Raw genomic sequence first — 20,359 nt, 5'->3', positions numbered from 1 at the left:
CTAAAGACCCAAAATACGTTTATTTTTTGCTTCACTGACGTCGCCACCGGCAAAGTCGTCAAAAGCATATTTGCTTGGCTCGATAATATGAGACGCGATAAACGGCGCCCCTTCCGCCGCGCCCTGTGCACTGTCTTTTAAACAGCACTCCCACTCTAATACTGCCCAACCTGAATAGCCGTACTGGGTTAACTTGCTGAAAATACCGCTGAAGTCGACCTGACCGTCGCCTAATGAACGAAAGCGTCCCGCTCGGTCTTGCCAATCCTGATACCCACCGTACACACCGTTGCGCCCATTTGGGTTAAACTCGGCATCTTTGACGTGAAACATTTTGATCCGAGAGTGATAACGGTCGATGAAATCGAGATAGTCGAGTTGCTGTAAAACATAATGGCTGGGATCAAATAGAATGTTTGCGCGAGGGTGATTGTCTACAGCGGCTAAAAATTGCTCGAACGACGCCCCATCGTGTAAGTCTTCGCCTGGGTGAATTTCATAACACACATCGACCCCAGCTTCATCGAATGCATCTAATATCGGTTTCCAACGCTTCGCTAATTCAGCAAAACCTTGCTTTACAAGACCTGCCGGACGCTGAGGCCAGGGATACACTAAATGCCACATTAACGCGCCAGAAAAAGTAGCGTGTGCTTTTAAGCCTAAACGCTTGCTGGCAATAGCCGCACATTTAAGCTGATTTACCGCCCACTCGGTGCGTGCTTTTGGCTTGCCGTGTAAGTGAGCCGGGGCAAAGTTATCGAAAAGTTCATCATAGGCAGGATGCACCGCAACCAATTGCCCTTGCAAATGAGTAGAGAGTTCTGTGATTTCTACCCCAGCCTTACGACACATAGCCGCAATCTCGTCACAGTATTCTTGGCTTTCTGCTGCCTTTTCCAAATCAAACAGACTGGGATCGGTAGGTACCTGAATGCCTTTATAGCCCAATGAAGCCGCCCATTTGGCCATGTTTTCCAAGGTATCAAATGGTGCGTCTTTTCCCATAAATTGGGCAAGAAAAATAGCCGGCCCTTTAATTGGCTGTTTGTTATTAGCCATAAGTGCGTCCTTTAAAATATGCTTTAGTAAATTGGTTATTGCGTGCCTTCAGCACTCACAGACTCCCACTTGGTGTCGCTACCTGAGCTGGCGAGCATGGCGTCGATAAATACCATGCCGCGCAATCCTGCGTTGATACCCGGTACACCCTGCGCTTTCCCTTTTTGATTAGCGCGAATAGCGTTGGCAAAATCTCGGTATAAATTTGCCATGGCTTCAAGATACCCTTCCGGGTGGCCAGATGGCGTACGACATCTTGAAGATGCTTGTTCGCATAGACCGGCTTGGCCTTGTCCAGCACGATATACCTGAGAAGGCGCATTCACCGGGCGATAAACCACTGAGTTTGGCTCCATTTGGCGCCACTCTAACCCGCCTTTATCACCGTATACGCGAATTTTGAGGGCATTTTCCTCGCCGGCGCACACCTGCGAAGCGACCAGCACACCTGTGGCGCCATTGCGGGTTTTAATTAACGCAGCTCCGTCGTCATCCAGCCTTCTGCCTTCAACATGGGTGTAAAGCTCGCCGCTAAGTGCAGTTACCGCATCGTCAAGTACAAATTCAACCAAGCCGAAAGCGTGTGTACCAATATCACCCATTGCGCCTGTAGCACCTGAAATGGCAGGATCGGTACGCCATTGGGCTTGTTTGTTATGCGATTCTTCTTCACCCGACAACCAGCCTTGTGGGTATTCGACAAACACTTTGCGAATAGTGCCTAACATGCCGGTCGTAACCATATGACGTGCTTGCCACACCATGGGATAACCCAAATAGGTATGCGCCAGCCCATATAACACACCGCTGGCGTGAATGGTGTCTTGCAGTGCTTTTACCTCGGCGAAATTCACACCGGCTGGCTTTTCACAAAACACGTGAAAACCGGCCTTAATGGCCGCTTGTGAAATAGGCACATGCAGATGATTGGGTGTCACAATGACCACCACTTGCATGCGCTCTTCTAATGGCCGCTGCGCCTCTTCTTGCAGCATTGATTGCCAGTCGGCATAACAGCGTGACGGCTCGACATTCAACGTCTTTCCCGTACGGGCATTATTTTGCTCATCACGGCTAAAGGCACCACAGACAAGTTGATAGTGGCCATCTAATCCAGCCGCATGGCGATGGACTGCCCCTATAAATGCACCTTCTCCTCCACCGATCATGCCCATTCGAATTGGCTGCATATTGTTTTCCTCTCGGTAAGTGAACGGCAAGGCAATCTGTTTGTGCTTACCCGCCCGCTGCCTGCTTAATCATTTGGCGTTTAGTTAAAGCAAAATGTAACCCGTTACATTTTGCTTTGTCAACCATATAACACACACCTAATTAAAGATGCATTTACATAGTTTAAACATAACCCCACTTAATTGGCTGCTAACTACCCATAAAACCTAGACTTTAGTTTAGTAAAACAGCTGTGGTTTACAAAAAAACTACAAATTCTCTTTTAACTTTGGCTATAAATGCGTATTCTTCGATTTAAAATGAAAACGGTTACATGCATTCTTTTTATACAACCATCGTAAAGACACTCATAAAGATTGGCGATTATAGGCCTATGTGAAGGAGTTGGTTTTACGCCTTGGCTGTAAAGTAGATGAACAAAATTGACAGTGTGGCGACTTATCCGCGCATTCCCCTTAAAGGAGCATTCGGGTTTACAATAGGCGTCTGTCAGTACTACATAAAAACAAAAGCAGATGGCAAATATACGAGATGTAGCAGATAACGCTGGTGTTTCTGTCGCAACAGTGTCCAGAACACTGCAACAACCAGAAAGGGTGTCTCCCAAAACCCGCACAAAAGTAATGGCAGCCGTACAGGCTGTGGGTTACAAGCCTAACCTTATGGCGGTTAAGTTCCGTTCGGGAAAAACCCATAATTTAGTGGTGCTGGTACCTACTGTTGCCAATGTTTTTTTTGCCCGCGTGATCAGTGGCATGCAAGAAGCCGCCGCTGAACGTGGCTATTCTATTTTGTTGGCGAACACCTTGGGTAGTAACGAAATAGAAAATCATTACGCCAAAATGGTCAGCACGTCGCAAGCCGATGGCCTTATTCAGCTACGAGCACATAACCCGTTTGACCTAACCATGATTAACGACAACGGGCTATTGCCAATGGTGAATGCGTGTGAAGTGATAGACAACGGCCAATACCCGGTTGTGTCACTAGACAACCGCGCTGCCGCCAAAGCCATGACCGAACATTTATTAGCCTTGGGCCATAAGCGTATTGCCATGATAAAAGGCCCTAATTCTAGCCCGCTTACACAAGAGCGACTGAACGGTTACAAAGACGCGTTGCGCGATGCCGACATTCCGTTTGATGAGCATTTGTTATTTGATGGCGATTTCACCCTTCAGGCGGGCTATATCGCCGGTGAAAGCATTAGCCGACTTAATGAGCGCCCCACTGCTGTATTTTGTGAGAATGACGAAACGGCGATTGGCGCAATGCAAGCGTTTAAACAAGCGTGTTTACGGGTACCTCAAGATATATCGGTGGCAGGCTTTGACGACATTGCATTTTCAGCCTTTGTCGACCCGCCATTGACCACAATAGCCCAGCCCGCCGAAGAGTTTGGCCGTACTGCTGTGGCATTGTTGGTAGATTTGCTTAACGGAAAAATAAGAAAGGCACCCAAAGTGATTATGCCTTTTGAACTGATTGTGCGTGAAAGCACAGGAGCCGCAACAAGTGAGTAACCGCGCCAGTACCTAAAAAGGCTAAGCGATGTGTAATGGCCCGTACAAACTGAGCGCTGACAAAGAGTGAAACGTCAATTTACAGCAAAGGACCCAGTAATGAGCTTAAAACAGATGAAAACGCCAAGCGCCGATGCAAACGACGCTATGACCCTTACACGTCGCCAGTTTATGAAATACTCTTCTGGTGCCTTAGCTATGATGAGTGTACCCGCAGTCATGGCACACAACCATTCGCACAACGGCCATGGGGCAAATAACGTAGGGCTTCAGTTGTACACGCTGCGCGATATTATGCAACGCAGCGTGCCAGCCACCCTTAAACTGGTAGCTGACATTGGTTACGCTGAACTGGAATTTGCGGGCTACTACGGCCAAAGCGCCAAGCAGATAAAGCAGCTACTTGACGAGAACGGGCTTACTGCGCCATCTGCACACATTATGTTAGACGCCTTTGACAGTAACTTATCGCAAATTTTAGATGACGCGCAAACCATTGGGCACAAGTACCTTGTTGTGCCTTGGTTAACAGAAGCACAGCGTGGCACAGGCATAGCACCTTACCAGGCACTAGCAGAAAAGCTCAATAAAATTGGTGAAGCCTGTCAAAAGGCGGGTATTACGCTGGCCTACCACAACCACGACTTCGAATTTGAAGTGCGCGATAATCAAATACCGCTAGATGTATTAATTACTCAAACCGACCCTAACCTGGTAGCCATGGAACTGGATTTGTACTGGACGGTGAAAGCAGGCAAAAACCCGGTGGATTATTTTAAAGCCTACCCTGGGCGCTTTAAATTATGGCACGTGAAAGATATGGCCAGCGATGGCAGCTTTGCCGATGTAGGGAAAGGCACCATCGACTTTAAAACCATATTTGCCCACGGTGAACTGGCCGGTATTGAGCACAAATTTGTGGAGCGCGATCAAACCACCGACCGCATTGTGACCATTGAACAAGGCTACCGGGCCGTTACCGCGCTTAACAAAGGTGCTTAATAAAGGCACTTAACAAAAGCGCTTAACATAGACGCATAAGGGGTATTGCCCTGTATAACTACGTATTAAGGCGACGGGTAAAAACCGTTGCCGCATCTTCTTTCCTTGTTATTTACAAGGTACTATGCCCCCTATAACTAGCAATTAGCCCACATTTATTACCGTGCAGGTGAACACCGCGCAATACGTTATTGTAAGGGCTATTGCTATGGCCTTAGTCACACTTTTATAAAGCAGTACAATAATGAGTGAATTATTCAGCGCCATTTCTCGCGCGCTAAGCCCTTACTATACCGAAATGAGCATAATGCTAATGGCCACTATTTTAGTGGTGTACGGCGATATTATTAACGGCCACGTAAAACGCGTCTTGGCCCCGTATCACTTTGTTATACGCATTAGTTTGTTTGTGGTGTTGTGTGCCTTTGGGTATGGCGCGCTCACGCTGTACGGCGCACCTTTTTTAAAACATATGCTGGCGTACGTTCCCTGGCAGTACCAAGGGACTGCCTATATAGCGTCGTTTATGCTCATTGGCTTTTTGGCGGAAAGGCGTAGGTATATTTAACCGCGACTTAATTATACGTACTTAAACTTCTGTTGCGCTTTTCGTTATATTGTTCTACAAATTTCTTAGGTGGCATCTTCATAATCTTTTTAAATGACGTAGAAAAATAGGCGGCAGTGCCGAATCCAACGTCTATGAATAGAGCGCTTTCAAGTAGAAATAGAGATATTTTCCGCTCTAAAACGAGAAAAGAGCTAAATAAGTATTACTTTTCTGTAACTTAATATAAATATCACATATTGAACCCTGTAGGGGAAATTATGCTCTTACTTGCAGACATTGGCTTACTTTTTGACATTGTAGGTGTAATACTAGTAGCAAAGTTTCACATTCCATCAGAAATCCTTTTCCCTGATGGCAGAGATACATTAGAAGTTCACTTAAACGATGATGAAGAAGGAAAGCGTATTTCTCGTTATAAGTTATTCAGGCGCATCACTATATTTTCTTATTTTATCATAGGCATAGGATTCCTTTTACAAGTTAGTTTTATCAATAATTTCCTTAATTCATTGTTATGAAGAGGATAAAAAAGTTATGTTAGTTTATTAAAACGTAGATTGAGAAATTCAAGGATGACGAATTTGACAGAAAGTATCTGGAACAATTGTAGTTCTTGCGGGCGTAGCACTAAACATCAAGTGATCACTAGAAAAAGTGTGATAAGTCCACCAAACGAATATCATTCTGAAGCTATTTACTTCATGTTAGAATGTAATGGCTGTGAAAGTATATGCTTCAGAAGAGAATATCATGATTATGAGGACTATTTTCAGGTAGGTGAAGATGAGTTTGAACATTCAACCGAAGTAGCCATATTCCCTAATTTCATCGATGGCCATGTTCCAATTCATTCACTTTGGCGAGTTCCTACGATAGTGAAAGATATCTATGAAGAATCACTAAAAGCAATTAGGGAAAGTGCATATACACTAGCGGGCTTGGGTCTAAGAGCTACCATTGAAGCTATTTGTAATGATAAAAAAATAAAAGGAAAAAACTTACAAACTAGAATTAATGCCATGCAAAGAAGTGGCATGATATCAAAATCGGATGCTAATCGATTACACGCGATTCGATTCATGGGAAATGATGCTGCACACGAAATAAAGAAAAGCTCACACCAATCTGTACTTATTGCCTTAAAAATTATAGAGCATATGCTCCTTTCTGTTTACCTCCTAGAAGCCGAAGTAAACAAACATTTAGAACCCCCGCTAGCAAACTTAAGTGAAGCAAAGACACTCTTGAAAGAGAAACTTATATTCTTGGAACCGAATAGTGTTTTTACTTTTTCAAAATGGGTTGGAACCTCAAAACGACGTTTCGAAGAGAGCTTTTCTCAAATTGAAGCTGAAGTCATTGATCTAATTAAAAATGGAGATTTTACATGGGTTGAACTTGTTGATCCTCCGGAAGTTAGTAGTGACAAAGAACCCCAATGGTTTAGAAGAACCGATAAAAAAATATCACAAATTGACATTGATCTCGGTATTGAATTAGATTTTAACTTATAGTTTAAATAGGCATGACTATTTTGGCTAATTTTAAGTTAGAATTTTCGGATTTACAGTTAATTTAAAAGCATTATTTTTCCGTGAATCACGTTCGACGAACATACATAATATTCGTGAGTAAAAAGGTTGAGACCCTTTTATGAGACTATTAATTTTCGGAAATAGCGGTTCTGGTAAGTCCACACTAGCAAAACACTTGGAAAAGGTCACCAAAATACCCCACTATGATTTAGATAGAATCTTTTGGCTTGATAATAATTTTCAAAAGACTCATCCACATAAAAAATCTCAGAAAGTAGTTAAAGAAATTTCTTTTGATGATAATTGGATAATAGAAGGCACTTATACACATCTCTTAAAAGCAGCTAAAGATAGGGCTTCCGTTATGATTTGGTTAAACAAGCCTTCTCGTGAATGCATCAAAAACTCAATTCTGAGAGAGGGTTCAATCAGCGATTTTAGACGTAGTAGAATTAATGAGTATTATGACAGAAAAAATGGCACCTCCTATAAATCTCACTTCCAGTTATGGAATAGTTTTTCAAAAAGTAAATATAAAATAAACTCTAACTCTTACTGTATCAAATTCTTTTGTGAAGGATTACTTGAACATGCTAGTGTTGAAACTTTCTATTAAAGCTATCTGGGTATTGATTAAATACGGTTTTAAGCACCAAGAAAACTTCATACCTGTAGTGAAGTCTTTATGGCATTTCAACAAAAAAATTCGAATTTCAGTTTCTGCTATATTACTTTTCGAACATGAGAAAAGATATATTTTAGTTCAAAACCATCACAGACCAGAATTTTATGCCCCCATCGGGGGAGTATACAAACATACCAGTGATCGCCCCGAAATATTAGACAAGATTGAGTGGAACGCAGACTACACTACTAATGAAGTCAAAGAAAATGATATGAAAAATGACTTAAGAGGTGTTATTTACGGTAAGTATTTCCCCAATTTTATAGATTGGTTTACTAGTAGAAGAGGAAGAGAAAATGAACAGTGTTTATATAGAGAAATAAGAGAAGAGTTACTTGAGGGCCGAGTAGGTAAAAATCATCGTGATAAGACTTCAAATTTTAAAATTGACCTAATTCGTACTGTAATAGAAGGTCCCAATAGTGTTACTGACAAAAGTTATCATGCACAGTTTAGGCACTTTGACATTTATCGCCTCGATCTAACCTGTGATGAAAGCAAAGATATAATATCAACACTTCAAGACAGAGCGAGCAAGGGTGACAATAGCTTGATTCTTGTTACTAAAGAAGAAATTAACGAGGGTCGAACAAACTGTGGAGATAAAGCAATAGCTCCCCACACGAAGTATTTATTTTCTTCTAAATGGCATGGTAATGAGCCTGCAAAATATCAATCCATGAATCGACATCAATAACTCTACTGTGTCAAAAATTAATTAACATACCTAAAACTTTCGAGTATGAATAATGTCAGTTGCGTCGGATCCATCTGTACATGAGCTGATTAAATATGAACTTTGGACTATTGTTAACAATCATATGACATTAATATTTAGTGTTGTTTTTTAGTGAACTTAACACTCTAAACCAACAACCACTGCATCCCTGCATTCTCGGCGGCTTGTTGGTCATAAATAAAATCCCCTACATACAGGCAGTCTTCAGGCGGTAGCTGCCATGTATTGGCTACCATAAGTAACGCAGTGGGGTCGGGCTTGGCGGGGGCGTCTTCGCGGGTAAGCACGTAGTCGATGGGAATGTTGTTGTTGGCCAGTTTAATGGCGGTCGCTTCACGGCAGTTGCGGGTTACAATTGCCATTGGCAATTTATGCGATTGCACCGTATCTACCATGCGTTTGCCCACCTTTAGCCAATTGGCATTTTGAGCGTCGTCCAATTCGTGTTGCAGTATCACCTTTTGCGCACGGGCTTTCTGGTGCGGGCAGGTTATCGCATCTATAAAACTCAGCATGTCTTGTTGTGGCGGGCAGCCAATATCAACGCGCATTTGGGCAAAGTTAAGGCTCGACTCTACCAGTGTGCCGTCTAAATCAAATATCACGCCTTTTATACCAACTAAGTTCATGCTGCTACGTTGTGTTACCTAATGCTAACGGGTTAAAAGTAGAAAGGGGTTGCCGCTTTAAGCGCTCAAACTGAGTACCCACTATACAAACAAAAACAGCGCGATAGTACGCGCTGTTTGTATAGTCACTTGTAAGTAGCTATAACGCTGTACTAAGCAGCGTCATTGCTCGGGTTAGTTAATTGACTGCCAAATAGCAATGTAATCTTTTAAGTCAATCATTGCTGCGCTACCTACATAGGCTACCGCTTCAAGCTGCTCCATGGTCTCAATGGGGCGTGCGGCAATAATATTGTCGGCGGCGCGTTTATTCATTGCTGCATCAATATCAAGTTGCTGAAGGGTAGCGTTGTTCACAATATCCATTACAACCCCAACTTCAGCGCCGGTAAAGCTAATGCCTTCCCACGTGCCACCTTGGTAGGTAGGGGCAACACAGTCTGGTTCATTGCCCGCTAAGCAAAACGCCAAATCAAAATGCCCTTTAAACTCTGCCGCGGTCTGGGCATCGTAAATAATTAGAATAGTTTCGTCGTTAGTAAACGATGCAGCACCCGACGCGTTGTGCGAGCCAGTCAGTACCTTATCGTCAACCCGTATGTATTTGTGATGCCATTTGTCACCCCCCATCAGGTGAGATGCAACGCGCATTTGTGCTGGTGTTGTCCACGGCTTGTTAACTGCACCCGTAAAGCTGTCCACTTCTTCAGTACCATCATCTTTCAGGATGACATTACCTAGCATATCCTGAAATTCACTGTAGTAACGATAAAAGAAACTACTGTCGCCAATGCCCCGCACTGTTGCGCCATTGTTGTTTGGTATTTCAGCCGCGTCTGCTATGTCCTGTGAAGAAATAACAAACTGCGCAAAATCAATTTCAGACTGCGCAGTCGACACAAAGTTTTCGATAGTTTCAATACCCGAACCTTGAAAGTTACTTTTCGATTGAGGGGTAAATTGTACGTCTATGCGAATATTGTCGTTGGTGGTATAAACGGTGGTTACTGCGTGGTCGGGCTTACTTAACCCAAATAGTGAATCGGTAACGCCACCGGGGCCGTCTCCCCACATTAGATCGAGTTGTGCAGACACTTCATTCGCCAGTTGTACACTATCAATAATAAGAATGTGGTTGTCATTGCCATCAGACACCAAGTTACCTTGTGCATCAAGATCACCGTGTATACCCGATTGCGTGAAGTTGGTGCTTCCCGCTAAAACATATCGATGATCAACAACAATCAGTTTGTTGTGTTGTAAACCTGAACCAGCCGTTCCATCAGCCGTATCATCAATATAAGGTACGCCACCGTTGGTCAATATAGAAAGTGCGTGCTGATTTTCCGCTCCTATATTGTCATTGTCTGTGATCACTCTTACCTCAACCCCTCTAGACTTGGCATTAACTATTGCAGTTGCAATGTTGGGTAAGTCGATGTCGTATACAGCAATATCCAATGTTTGCTGCGATTGGTCGATAAGCTCGATTATTTTTGCTTCTAAATCAGACTTCACCGCGGGTGCGTTAACATCGGCGTTAAAGAACACCTGAATGTCATCGGCCAAGACCTTTTGAGCAGGCAATAGCTGTAGGGTGCTAGCCAGAAGGAAGCACTGGAGTGTTTTGTAGCGCATGGGTATACCTTTTTTATTTTAATGTGCCCATAGGGCGGTGTAGAAATTGCGTCGCGTATATAATAAATAATGAATATTAAAGAAATATGTCAGAATTCATATTAATAATTGGTAGTGCTACCACCATCATTAGACATAACAGCATTATTTTTGTTTGTGTGGATATTAGGGCGAGTAACCAAGCCGCTTGGCTGGCTTGACGTATTTTTTGCTCACTTGTCTGATTTCAGTTTACCCATCTTTTACTGTGCATTAGCATAGCTGCTCTTTTAAACGCGTTCTTTTTTTGGGTGTTGAATGGGTGTTTTTGCTGCTCTAGGTACGGCTTTGTGTTGGGCTATCGCCGCGCGACTTTTTCGCGGCACAGGCAATGCGTTTTCGCCCCTTACCATGAATTTCTGGAAAGGGCTGATTTCCATTGGCATTTTGGGCGCTGTATTGCTTATCGCGCCGCCTGTTCATATCGCCATGTCCAATGTGCTTTGGTTATTGCTAAGTGGTTTTATTGGCATTGGTATAGGCGACACCTGCTTCTTCAAATCACTTAAAAGCATTGGCGACAGCCAAGCTGTTTTAGTGGCCGAAACCTTAGCCCCCCTGTTTACGGCATTATTTGCTATGGCGTTTATTGGCGAGTGGATAACCTGGCAACAGTGGGTGGGCGTCGCCATCGTGTTGTTGTCTGTTGATATGGTGATAAAGGCGCGAAAACGCAGTACCGCTCATGTATTTGCCACCAGCGGCTATTTGTATGGGGTTGGTGCAGCGCTATGTCAGGCTATAGGCGCGGTTGTCAGTCGCGATGTATTAAGTAGCGGTGAAATAGATGCAGCCAGTGCGGCCTTTTTACGTCTTGTAGGCGGTATGTTTTTTGTTGTGCCCTTAATTACTGCCACTAAGGTTCGCTTTTTGCCTACTATTGAAAAAGGCCGTGCTGTTTGGCCCGCCTTTATTGTCGCCACATTATTAGGCACAACAGCCGCTATATACCTACAAATGTTTGCCTTCGCCTACGCCAAAGCTGCTGTGGTACAAACGCTTATTGCCACCAGTGCACTAATGTCATTAGGCGTCGCCTGGGTATTAGGAGAAAAAGCCACAAAAGCTACAGTACTGTTTTCTGCTGTGGCATTAGTCGGCGTTGCAGTGTTAGTGAGTTTTGGCGAGGGCGCGGCACACTAACGTTGTGGGGTAATGTTGTATCTGTACAAAACCACCAGATTTTAAGCCAGTTTGGTAGTACTTATCCGATTAAGTCGATATTATGAAGAAAAAACAACAAAATTTTTTTCATGCAATTCAAAACTGTTTCTATTATTTCGATAGCGATTGGGCTGCTGTTACTCTCATTTTCTGTCAGCGCCAATCAAAATATCGATGCCATTATTGCTAAGGTTAGGGCGCCGTCTTATGACTGTCCCGACCCTGGTCTACTTCCCGAACTTGAAGCCGCGTTGCAGCTACCTTCGTTAACATCACATCAGCAGTTTGCACTGTCGGTAGCCAAAGGGCAGTTTCTAATTTGTAATGGTAAATTTCAGGAAGCGTTAGCGCTGCTTCAGCAAGACACAGCCGCAGAAGACATTGATAAAGCGTCATACGCCTATGCTTCTGCCGTATACCAAATGGGCTTTGTGTACGATGTATTAGAGCACCCCAAGCGCTGTGATTATTACGGTGAAGCCCAGAAAATTTCCTCGCCTGAATTACATAGCGACATATACACCAGCGCGTCATTAGGGCTTATTACCTATTGCTCAGAATCAGCTGATGTCGCCGAGCGTTTAGGTAAAATGTTCAGTGTACTTGAGCGGTATTCTGATGTGGGAAGCCCTGGCGAACTGGCACACATTCACAACGCTATTGGCTTAATTTACGGTGATTTAGAACAACATGCGTTGGCGGCAGAGCAATATTTAAAAGCGCATGAGATGGGACTATCAGTATATGAAGGCAGCAACAAGCTAAGTATATTAATCAGCGCAATAGTGTCACTGTTGGCCAGTGGACAAACCGAAGAGGCCTATCAACGTATTTTGGAATACGGCGTATTAAACAGTGAAATAAATACACCATTAACAAATTTTCACTATTACTATGCCTTGTCTTATTACTATAGAAAGACTAAGAACTTTAATCAGCTAGAATATTCGCTACCTGATTTCGAAAAAGCCATTGCGTCTGTTTCAAGCTCATTTGGTCAACTCGTTTTTAAGTGGCACAAAGCGGAAATATGCCTTCACAATAACGACCTTGCGTGTTTAAAAGAATACATTGCCAGCGTCGACAAGAGTGACAATTTTATTCCGGTTAATTTTAGAACTAACTTGGATTACTTAAGTTTTAACTTAGGTATGTACATCGCGTTGGGTGATTTGAAGAGCGCTAGAATAGCCAATGAATTGTTTTCTGAAGAAGTTGAAAAGCGACGGGTAACTAGCCAGGACTCTGCCCGTATACTGAGTGCGGCAAATCTGTATAACAGGATCCACGACTTAGAAGCAGAGGTTGAATCGGCCGAGCGTTTAAGACGCAACACGCTATACGCAGCCATTGCTATTTTTGTGCTTATCGCGGGCATTAGCGCTTATGTGCTTCGCAAGAAACACTTAGCCAATAAAGCCATTGACCCTGTAACCCAACTGTTTAATGCACAAACTGCAATTAGCCGTATCAACAAGTTAGATTCGCCTAAGATAAACCGCGCCATTGCCATTGCTATTTTTGATATAAGTAACTTGCGAGAAATTACTGCCAGATTAGGGTCAACAAAAAGTGACGCGGTGCTGAGGCAAATTGCACAAACCCTTCAAAATGCAACACGGGGTAATGATATTCTGGGTAGGTTTGGTACTGAGCAGTTTATTTTATGCCTACACAATATTGAAGAGCGCAGTGCGCGTACCTTCTTTGAACGGGTACAAAATGCGTTAGACAATACCTTTGAAGGCAACCCTAATTTTGGTCATTTAAGTGTGAAATCAAGTATGAGTATTTTCATCGCGCATGAAAAACTGTCCGACCTCAATGAGATTTTAGATGAAATGGTCATGTCAATTGATATGGAGAATCGCGCGCAGTAATGTTGCGCGCGACAATGCATTTTAGTCTTTTGCCGATAAAGCCGTCGGTATTACCTGCTCGCCTTTAGTGCCCTTTGGCACTTTTTTACCATTCAGGATAAAGCCGATCAGGCTGTGTCTTACCAGACAATGATAGCTAATTAAGCCAATTATCACGGTTAACCCACTCACACTAATCCACTTAATGGCCCAGTGTAATGGCAACTCAGCAAACGCAATTTGCAACCACACCACAATAGGTAGGTGGATAAGGTAAAGCCAATAAGAGGCATCAGCAATATAGCGCACAACGCTACTAGGGTTAGAAAAGAGCTTCTTACATCCCCCAATGGTCAACCCAATTAACATCCACATCATTATGGCATAAGACACGGTATACCCTAACTTAAGCCATATATAGTAGGCGTGCCCCTTTTGCATTTCATAGGGTGACAACACAATGGCTCCAATAACTGCCGCTACACATACCACCAGCCTAACTGTATTGAGTTGGCCGAAAGCTTCTATAGCCTGAGGGATGCGAAACAAGGCAAATCCCACCAGAAAGCAACCACCATAAAGGATAAAAACAGGTATATTGGGGACTAGACTTTTATCCGGTGTATCAACTCCCCAAGACTGCATAAACCACAAACTTGCAACGGTAAACAAAATTACTATCGCCCAACTGAGCACGGGTTTGGTTCCACTGCGCAACCGCGCAAGTGCCGTTTTAACAGTTGAAAGGGTGTGTTTATCACCTGTAGACACTAAACCGCATAGCGCCATTACTGCTTTATCACCTACTGTTATTAATGCATTGTGTAACCAAGTCCACCTCGTCACAGCATAACGCACTACAAGCACTGAGAACGTGATCAGCAACAAATAGTACAAAAACCACAAATGCGTACCCACCCAAAGTCCACTTGGCAGGTTACCTAAGGTTGCGAATCCCTGCTGTAACGACGCAAGAATATCCACGTCGCCCTGCATGCTCTGCGCCCCTAATATCCACCCTGAAACTAAAAGAGGACGAAGTACAAACCAGAGTACACAGAAGGGGATGGCTATTCTGATCAGCCTCGACTGAACAAAGTCTTGAGCTGGCTTTCGAGACAGGCTCATACAGGTAAAAAAGCCTGCTATCAAAAAGAACAAAGGCATGCGAAACGAGTGACTTATTAACACAAATATCGACACCACTTCACTGGTATTAATATCCATCACCGCCCAGCCAATGAAGATAGGCATAAACGATAAACTGGCGTGAAAAATAATACCCAGTAATAATGCAAAACTTCTTACGGCATCAAGATAATCAAGCCGTCGGCCAGTGCGGTCAGTCATCACATGTCTCCCCTAGTCGCGTTTAACCTAACGCGACGTTCTTTAAGCTAGCGTTGTTAAAAGGCAAAGTGGTTAGTAAAAGCTCACTTCGTCCAGCTCGAATTTAAAACGGGCTTTTTGTAAGCTGTAGGCCACTATGCTTAAGCTATTGATGGTATGTGTATTCAGCGCAGTTTGTTCAGACCAGGCTCGCTTCATATCGGTAAACGGCACTTTCACTTCGTGAAATTTACCGTCTGTAGAGACAATCACTGGCGCTGCGTGATAATCGAAATTGGTAATATCAGTGCTGTTTGCCGAAATAGTCAGATTGCCCTGATTAACGCGCACTTTAAGTTTAATTCCCTCATAGGCGCTGGCATCAAATGGCACGCCCATTGGACTTAAAGGAATAACTGAACTTGCCCAACCCGGCTGCCCTCTGGGTGGCACAATATCGCCGGTTACTTGTAATACCCCTTCAGTAATGACTTGTTCTGTCACAGTACTGCCACCGGCCAGCGTGTCGTTCATATACTGTCGTTCAAACCCGGCTACTGTGGTATTTGAATGGCTAAAATCGTCAATGACTATATGCTCACCGGCGTATGCCTGCGGTAATGCTAAACATAAACTCATAATTGATGCGGTGAAAATCTGTTTCAAGCACTTAGATTGTGGTTTCATTTGGTCGTCTCCTTAAAAAGATAGATTCATCACACAAGTACAGCATCGAACCATGCGACACTGCATTGATGACTGCGTGTTACTCTCAATAAGTGGTAGGCACGACAAAAAAGGTGACAAGAAAATTGATATTTTTTTAAAAACAGGGAAACTTAAAAAAGTTTGTCACCTTTTGGCGCGTTGATGGCACTTATTGTGTAAACGTCTACAAAATGATGAAAAGCATGTTTAGAAAACGACTTATATTAGAAGGTGCAGACGACGCCACCCTGGTAATGCATTCCCTCGGAGGCAACCGCGATGCCTTTTGCGAGATTGTCACGCGTTACCAAAATTTACTTTGTTCATTAGCTTACTCGTCGGTAGGTGACATCAAGCAAAGCGAAGATATTGCCCAGGACGCATTTATCGATGCATGGACTCAATTGGATACACTACGCGATCCCCAAAAACTAAAGGCTTGGTTATGCGGTATTTTGCGTTTTAAAGTCAGTCACCATCGTCGTAAAACACATCAGCACCTCTCGGATAACGATCCGTCACTGGCAGACAGTACACTTGATTCATCCAGTGCTGATGAAATGGATGAACAAGCTATCAAACAACAGCAAGAGAAATTGATGTGGCAAGTGCTAGAAGGTATGGAAGCAACCTATCGAGAGCCGCTTATTCTTTTTTATCGCGAACAACAATCTATCGAGCGAGTAGCGGCAGAACTTGATTTGTCACCCGATACCGCTAAGCAGCGTTTATCTCGCGGTCGCAAATTACTCAAGGCGGCTATGTCGACATTTGTGGAAGAATCGCTCACTCGCAGCAAACCCGGAGTGGCGTTCACCGCGGCAGTGCTTACGGCCATTAGTAGCGTTGCACCACCGGCAAAAGCAGCCGCGTATGGTGCCGGTGTCGCCAAAGCAGGGTCCTTTTTTACCTACTCAGCCCTACTAACACTATTGGCCACATTTTCTGGCCTTATCAGTACCTTTCTGGGTCTACAGGCAGGGCTTGCTCAAACCCGCACCGCCAACGAACGCAAACTGGTAATTAAGGTGGTTTCTGTATTTATAGCCTGGGCACTGTTCTATGTCATTGGCTTGATAGGGCTTCGTCAGTTTGCGGTAGCCAGCGAAAATTACACACTGATTTATACCCTGTTGTCGCAGTTGCTGGTGGCTGCATTTGTGTTGGTCTACATTCGACTTGTCAGTCAAATGGTAAAAGCAATGAAAACCCTGAGGGTGCAAGAGCGCTTGTTTAACCCTCAAGCGTTTAAAGACGACGCTGCTCGACCTGATGCTAAACAACGAGAATACATCAGTACCTGGCGGTTATTTGGTGTTCCGCTTTTTCACTTTCAATTTGGCATGCCTGAAAAAGCAGACAAAGCAGCCTATGGCTGGATAGCAGGGGGAAGTTATGCTTACGGACTGCTGTTTGCGTGGGGCGGTTTTGCCGTAGCGCCTATCAGCGTAGGCATTGTATCTATTGGTGTGGTTACCGTAGGCGCGGTGGGATTTGGATTACTGAGTCTGGGTACAGTGGCTATTGGTTTAATCGGTTTTGGGGCGTCTGCCGTTGCCTACAAAGCGTATGCTTCACTGTCATCATTAGGTTGGGAGAGCGCCTTCAGTCAAGGCTTCTCTATTGCTAAAAACGCCGCGATAGGACCGGTAGCGTATGCTCAACATGTCAACAATGAAACCGCCGCTACTATTGTCCAGTTGTCATTTTTCGACGCGCACTATAAATGGTTACTCGCCACTATCGCTGTGTTGGTTATAGTACCCGCTGCGTGGCATTCACACACGGTGCGTAAAAGAATGAAATTATCAAAAACGCAGCATTAGCAGCGTTTTTGATAAAGCATTATACCTGTGACTGTAAATAGGTCTGAAAGCGGGTATATACGCCGTTGGTCCATCCAAAACCAAGCTGTACATCGTATTCACCGCCACCGGCTTTCACATTAGTCTGGCAAACATTGTATTTCTCGAGCAACACACCCTGAGCCGCAAAGTTGTCTTCTATGGTTTTGCAAAATCGTTGCATGATAGTGGTGGCGTCTTTGCCAAAGCCATAACGGCGAAGACCATCAACCGCAAATAATTGCAATGGTGCCCATCCATTAGGAGCGTCCCACTGTTGTGCGGTCGTCTGGGTAGTCGTCACAATGCCCCCTTCTTTGAGTAGCGAAGCAAGCAATGTCTGTTTAACTATCTCGGCCTGTGTTTGACTGGCTATCCCAACATACAAAGGCACGCTCATGGCGGCTGACACTATGTCGGTTTGTTGCAAAGTAGGGAAATGAAAATCAAAATACCCCCCTTTTTGAGTGTTAAATAAGTACTTATCAATTGCCTGTTGTCGCTGTGCTGCTGCGTGTTGAAAACGAGATTTTTCTTCGCATTGTGAAACTTCAGCCAGGGTCTGTTCAAGCGTCACCAACAGCGCATTAAGATCCACAGGTAGGATCTCGGTGGTGCGAATACTCGACAACTTTTGTGGGTCTTTAAGCCAACGAGAACTAAAGTCCCATCCGGATTCACATGCTGCGCGCACGTGCTGATAAAACGCCGCTTTATCGGCGCCTATTTGCTCGGCGGTTTCAATATCTTCACGGTATGATTCAGGTCGCGGACTAGCCTCGGTATCAAAGTAGCGATTGAGCAATGCGCCACAGGGTAGGCGTACTACGCGTATAGGCTCTTGCTTGTCTTGTTCACTGCCGGTATCACCCTCTTGCATCCAGAACTGGTATTCTTTTTTTAACCCTTCTATGACATAGTCTTGTTGATCTTCAGACAAGTGGTCCGCTAGCAATCGATAGAACAATGCCAATATAGGGGGCTGGCTACGTGAATAGTAGTACGCTCTATTGCCATTGGGGATACACCCTACTTCATTTAAGATATCAACGAAGTTCTCAAGCATATTGACCGCCATGTCAGCGCGCCCAGCGTCAATTAACCCCAACGCCGTAAAATAGCTATCCCAGTAGTAAATTTCACGAAAACGGCCACCGGGAACAATGTAGGGTCTACTCAACGCAATCAAGCTGTCTTTGTGTTGTGTGTCAGGATTACGGGTAAGTACATCCCACATATGCTCAATGTAATCTTTCACGCTGTTAAAATGATCATTTGAGATGGCATTATCAGAGCTTGGCAGCTCAAAGTGAGTATTGACAAAAGCCTCTAGGTCAACCTGTTGGCCTTGTTGTTTTGCCTTATCTTGCGCTTGCTTGTAATCGCTTAGTACCGTTTTAAGATCGCCCTTGATAATGGCATCTGCAAAGGTTTTACTGTCGGGAAACACGCCAGCCAACTGAACCTGCTTAAAGAGGTCGCTAGCGAAAAAAGTCAAACTGTCTTGCCAGGTATACTTAGAAGTATTCATCACTAACGCACACCTTCATTGGTCATAACAGACGATGCTTTTTTAAAGAAAAAGAGCGTCACCACCAATAACCCAATGGGTACGAGGGATAAATAAAATGCCTTTTGTCCACCCACTGCGTCAAATACAAAGCCCGTCACAATAGAGCCTGTGGTTCCGCCAAGGGCAGAAAATACTACGATAAGTCCCGTCATAGGTGCATGCTGAGCCTGTGGCAGGGCACTTAACATGACTGAATTGATCACGGGGTAAATAGGCGCCATCATTAAACCAATTAGTGGGATTAAAAATGCAGCTAACGGTGCATCAACCCAGCTTTCTACGGTTAACGCCGATACATTCTCTGCCAAAGGTAAACTGAGTAGCATTACCACTGCCATGCCCGCTAAACATATATTGAGAAACGGATACCAGCTCATACGCGTAAGCACTGCCCCTGCGGTTAACCGACCCACTGCCAGCGATATAGCAAATATGCTGGTAATTTGAATACTTACATGAGTAGGCAAACCCAATACTTCTTTATTAAAGGTGGGAAGCCACGAGCCTATTCCCTGTTCAATCAGCACATAGAGGAAAATAGAAAAGATAAACACCAATACCAGTGGCTTGTAGGCAAGTTTTAGCATACCAATAAATTCATCGGTGATACTTAGTGATTGATCTTTTGGCACTGGTTTGATTGGTGCCAGCATGACGATAATAAAGGTAACTGCCACTAGCACGGCCAATAAATAGTACACATTTAACCATGATAGCGACGCATCATTGGTGGGGTCGATAAACCATGCAAATACCCAATAGCCCGATAGCACCCCCAACATAAAAATGCCTTCAATGGTGTTCATCAGTGACGAGTGCCCTTTGGTAGACGACGACAGTTGCCCAATAATGGCGTACACCGACACTTTCACCAAGGCAAAAGCCGTTCCGATGCAGGCGAACAACACTTTAATAAACCAAAAGCTGGCAACGGAAGGTGTTAGGGCACACGCAACGGCAACAAGCGCTAACCCCATTAACATGGCGAGTTTATATCCCACTCGCGGTATAAAACTGGCCACCAAAAATGACACAATAGCGATGGACAGGTCTTTAAAACCTTCTAACGTGCTGGCCTGTGGTTTACTGATGTCAAAGCTATTAATGGACTGCAAAATAACCGTGCCCACGCTGTTAAGCAGTATGGCAAAGACATAGTAACTAATTGCAATTGCTGCAATGACCATTAATCGCGACATGTGTAAACACTCTGTTAATTTAATTAGGCTGGAGTGTAGTCGGAAGAAAACCAAAATGCAAACGTTTGC

Annotated in this window: 18 protein-coding genes; 10 read left to right on the top strand and 8 right to left on the bottom strand. The window is 44.1% G+C overall.

All coding sequences use genetic code 11. The features are described from left to right. Positions 1-1,062 (bottom strand): sugar phosphate isomerase/epimerase family protein, encoded by a 1,062-nt coding sequence (locus ACMCM8_RS18120; RefSeq protein ID WP_412724212.1) that lies wholly within the window; start codon positions 1,060-1,062, stop codon positions 1-3. Between the two features lie 35 nt (positions 1,063-1,097). After that, complete coding sequence (locus tag ACMCM8_RS18115; protein WP_412724210.1) at positions 1,098-2,252, bottom strand: Gfo/Idh/MocA family protein; 1,155 nt, start codon at positions 2,250-2,252, stop codon at positions 1,098-1,100. A gap of 516 nt (positions 2,253-2,768) precedes the next feature. Between ACMCM8_RS18115 and ACMCM8_RS18110 the strand changes: the two genes are divergently transcribed. The 7 genes from ACMCM8_RS18110 (at position 2,769) to ACMCM8_RS18080 (ending at position 8,266) form a co-directional block, all read left to right on the top strand. After that, positions 2,769-3,776 (top strand): LacI family DNA-binding transcriptional regulator, encoded by a 1,008-nt coding sequence (locus tag ACMCM8_RS18110; RefSeq protein ID WP_412724208.1) that lies wholly within the window; start codon positions 2,769-2,771, stop codon positions 3,774-3,776. Positions 3,777-3,875: 99 nt separating this feature from the next. After that, positions 3,876-4,778, top strand: a complete 903-nt coding sequence (locus ACMCM8_RS18105; RefSeq protein ID WP_412724206.1) for a sugar phosphate isomerase/epimerase family protein — start codon at positions 3,876-3,878, stop codon at positions 4,776-4,778. Positions 4,779-5,022: 244 nt separating this feature from the next. Beyond that, entirely contained in the window at positions 5,023-5,346 is a 324-nt protein-coding gene (locus tag ACMCM8_RS18100) for a DUF3392 family protein (protein WP_412724204.1), read from the top strand. Positions 5,347-5,606: 260 nt separating this feature from the next. Then, entirely contained in the window at positions 5,607-5,867 is a 261-nt protein-coding gene (locus ACMCM8_RS18095) for a hypothetical protein (protein WP_412724202.1), read from the top strand. Between the two features lie 63 nt (positions 5,868-5,930). Continuing rightward, entirely contained in the window at positions 5,931-6,863 is a 933-nt protein-coding gene (locus ACMCM8_RS18090) for a DUF4145 domain-containing protein (protein WP_412724200.1), read from the top strand. Positions 6,864-7,002: 139 nt separating this feature from the next. After that, a complete protein-coding gene (locus ACMCM8_RS18085) occupies positions 7,003-7,500 on the top strand; it encodes a hypothetical protein (RefSeq protein WP_412724198.1) in 498 nt (165 codons plus the stop codon). Then, positions 7,475-8,266: a hypothetical protein gene (locus ACMCM8_RS18080; protein WP_412724196.1), complete on the top strand. Its 792-nt coding sequence runs from the start codon at positions 7,475-7,477 to the stop codon at positions 8,264-8,266. The genes ACMCM8_RS18085 and ACMCM8_RS18080 overlap by 26 nt, the downstream gene beginning before the upstream one ends. 167 nt (positions 8,267-8,433) lie before the next feature. Here the strand turns inward: ACMCM8_RS18080 and ACMCM8_RS18075 are convergent, their stop codons facing one another. Continuing rightward, the gene (locus ACMCM8_RS18075; protein ID WP_412724194.1) at positions 8,434-8,937 is read right to left on the bottom strand and encodes an HAD family hydrolase; all 504 of its coding nucleotides are present in this window, start codon (positions 8,935-8,937) and stop codon (positions 8,434-8,436) included. Between the two features lie 174 nt (positions 8,938-9,111). Beyond that, positions 9,112-10,575 carry a phospholipase D-like domain-containing protein gene (locus ACMCM8_RS18070; protein ID WP_412724192.1) on the bottom strand — a complete coding sequence of 488 codons (1,464 nt, stop codon included), beginning with the start codon at positions 10,573-10,575 and terminating at the stop codon, positions 9,112-9,114. 297 nt (positions 10,576-10,872) lie between these two features. On the opposite strand from ACMCM8_RS18070, the gene ACMCM8_RS18065 reads away from it, so the two are divergent. Further along, on the top strand, positions 10,873-11,757 hold the full coding sequence (locus tag ACMCM8_RS18065; RefSeq protein ID WP_412724190.1) for a DMT family transporter: 885 nt from the start codon (positions 10,873-10,875) through the stop codon (positions 11,755-11,757). Positions 11,758-11,867: 110 nt separating this feature from the next. Further along, positions 11,868-13,658, top strand: coding sequence for a GGDEF domain-containing protein (locus ACMCM8_RS18060; protein ID WP_412724188.1), 1,791 nt, complete (start codon positions 11,868-11,870; stop codon positions 13,656-13,658). Between the two features lie 21 nt (positions 13,659-13,679). Here ACMCM8_RS18060 and ACMCM8_RS18055 read toward each other — a convergent pair whose 3' ends face one another. Beyond that, positions 13,680-14,987, bottom strand: a complete 1,308-nt coding sequence (locus ACMCM8_RS18055) for an acyltransferase family protein (protein ID WP_412724186.1) — start codon at positions 14,985-14,987, stop codon at positions 13,680-13,682. A gap of 72 nt (positions 14,988-15,059) precedes the next feature. Further along, on the bottom strand, positions 15,060-15,653 hold the full coding sequence (locus tag ACMCM8_RS18050; protein WP_412724184.1) for a CIA30 family protein: 594 nt from the start codon (positions 15,651-15,653) through the stop codon (positions 15,060-15,062). Positions 15,654-15,877: 224 nt separating this feature from the next. Between ACMCM8_RS18050 and ACMCM8_RS18045 the strand changes: the two genes are divergently transcribed. After that, on the top strand, positions 15,878-17,500 hold the full coding sequence (locus tag ACMCM8_RS18045; protein WP_412724182.1) for an RNA polymerase sigma factor: 1,623 nt from the start codon (positions 15,878-15,880) through the stop codon (positions 17,498-17,500). Between the two features lie 19 nt (positions 17,501-17,519). On the opposite strand, the gene ACMCM8_RS18040 is transcribed toward ACMCM8_RS18045, so the two are convergent. Next, entirely contained in the window at positions 17,520-19,049 is a 1,530-nt protein-coding gene (locus ACMCM8_RS18040) for a trehalase family glycosidase (protein ID WP_412724180.1), read from the bottom strand. 2 nt (positions 19,050-19,051) lie between these two features. After that, complete coding sequence (locus ACMCM8_RS18035) at positions 19,052-20,290, bottom strand: MFS transporter (RefSeq protein WP_412724178.1); 1,239 nt, start codon at positions 20,288-20,290, stop codon at positions 19,052-19,054. Between the last annotated feature and the right edge of the window lie 69 nt (positions 20,291-20,359).

This window comes from Alteromonas sp. D210916BOD_24, assembly GCF_047159385.1.
In the GTDB taxonomy this organism is placed as follows: Bacteria; Pseudomonadota; Gammaproteobacteria; order Enterobacterales; family Alteromonadaceae; genus Alteromonas.
The sequence above is the reverse complement of the archived record's forward strand: the minus strand, read 5'-3'. Positions and strand labels throughout refer to the sequence as shown.

Bases quoted from the DNA above. Each gene is read 5' to 3' on its own strand.
- ACMCM8_RS18040 (WP_412724180.1), bottom strand. From the start codon at position 19,049: ATGAATACTTCTAAGTATACCTGGCAAGACAGTTTGACTTTTTTCGCT.
- ACMCM8_RS18055 (WP_412724186.1), bottom strand. From the start codon at position 14,987: ATGACTGACCGCACTGGCCGACGGCTTGATTATCTTGATGCCGTAAGA.
- ACMCM8_RS18080 (WP_412724196.1), top strand. From the start codon at position 7,475: ATGCTAGTGTTGAAACTTTCTATTAAAGCTATCTGGGTATTGATTAAA.
- ACMCM8_RS18075 (WP_412724194.1), bottom strand. From the start codon at position 8,937: ATGAACTTAGTTGGTATAAAAGGCGTGATATTTGATTTAGACGGCACA.
- ACMCM8_RS18100 (WP_412724204.1), top strand. From the start codon at position 5,023: ATGAGTGAATTATTCAGCGCCATTTCTCGCGCGCTAAGCCCTTACTAT.
- ACMCM8_RS18045 (WP_412724182.1), top strand. From the start codon at position 15,878: ATGTTTAGAAAACGACTTATATTAGAAGGTGCAGACGACGCCACCCTG.
- ACMCM8_RS18095 (WP_412724202.1), top strand. From the start codon at position 5,607: ATGCTCTTACTTGCAGACATTGGCTTACTTTTTGACATTGTAGGTGTA.
- ACMCM8_RS18105 (WP_412724206.1), top strand. From the start codon at position 3,876: ATGAGCTTAAAACAGATGAAAACGCCAAGCGCCGATGCAAACGACGCT.
- ACMCM8_RS18060 (WP_412724188.1), top strand. From the start codon at position 11,868: ATGCAATTCAAAACTGTTTCTATTATTTCGATAGCGATTGGGCTGCTG.
- ACMCM8_RS18070 (WP_412724192.1), bottom strand. From the start codon at position 10,575: ATGCGCTACAAAACACTCCAGTGCTTCCTTCTGGCTAGCACCCTACAG.
- ACMCM8_RS18120 (WP_412724212.1), bottom strand. From the start codon at position 1,062: ATGGCTAATAACAAACAGCCAATTAAAGGGCCGGCTATTTTTCTTGCC.
- ACMCM8_RS18085 (WP_412724198.1), top strand. From the start codon at position 7,003: ATGAGACTATTAATTTTCGGAAATAGCGGTTCTGGTAAGTCCACACTA.
- ACMCM8_RS18115 (WP_412724210.1), bottom strand. From the start codon at position 2,252: ATGCAGCCAATTCGAATGGGCATGATCGGTGGAGGAGAAGGTGCATTT.
- ACMCM8_RS18050 (WP_412724184.1), bottom strand. From the start codon at position 15,653: ATGAAACCACAATCTAAGTGCTTGAAACAGATTTTCACCGCATCAATT.
- ACMCM8_RS18110 (WP_412724208.1), top strand. From the start codon at position 2,769: ATGGCAAATATACGAGATGTAGCAGATAACGCTGGTGTTTCTGTCGCA.
- ACMCM8_RS18035 (WP_412724178.1), bottom strand. From the start codon at position 20,290: ATGTCGCGATTAATGGTCATTGCAGCAATTGCAATTAGTTACTATGTC.
- ACMCM8_RS18065 (WP_412724190.1), top strand. From the start codon at position 10,873: ATGGGTGTTTTTGCTGCTCTAGGTACGGCTTTGTGTTGGGCTATCGCC.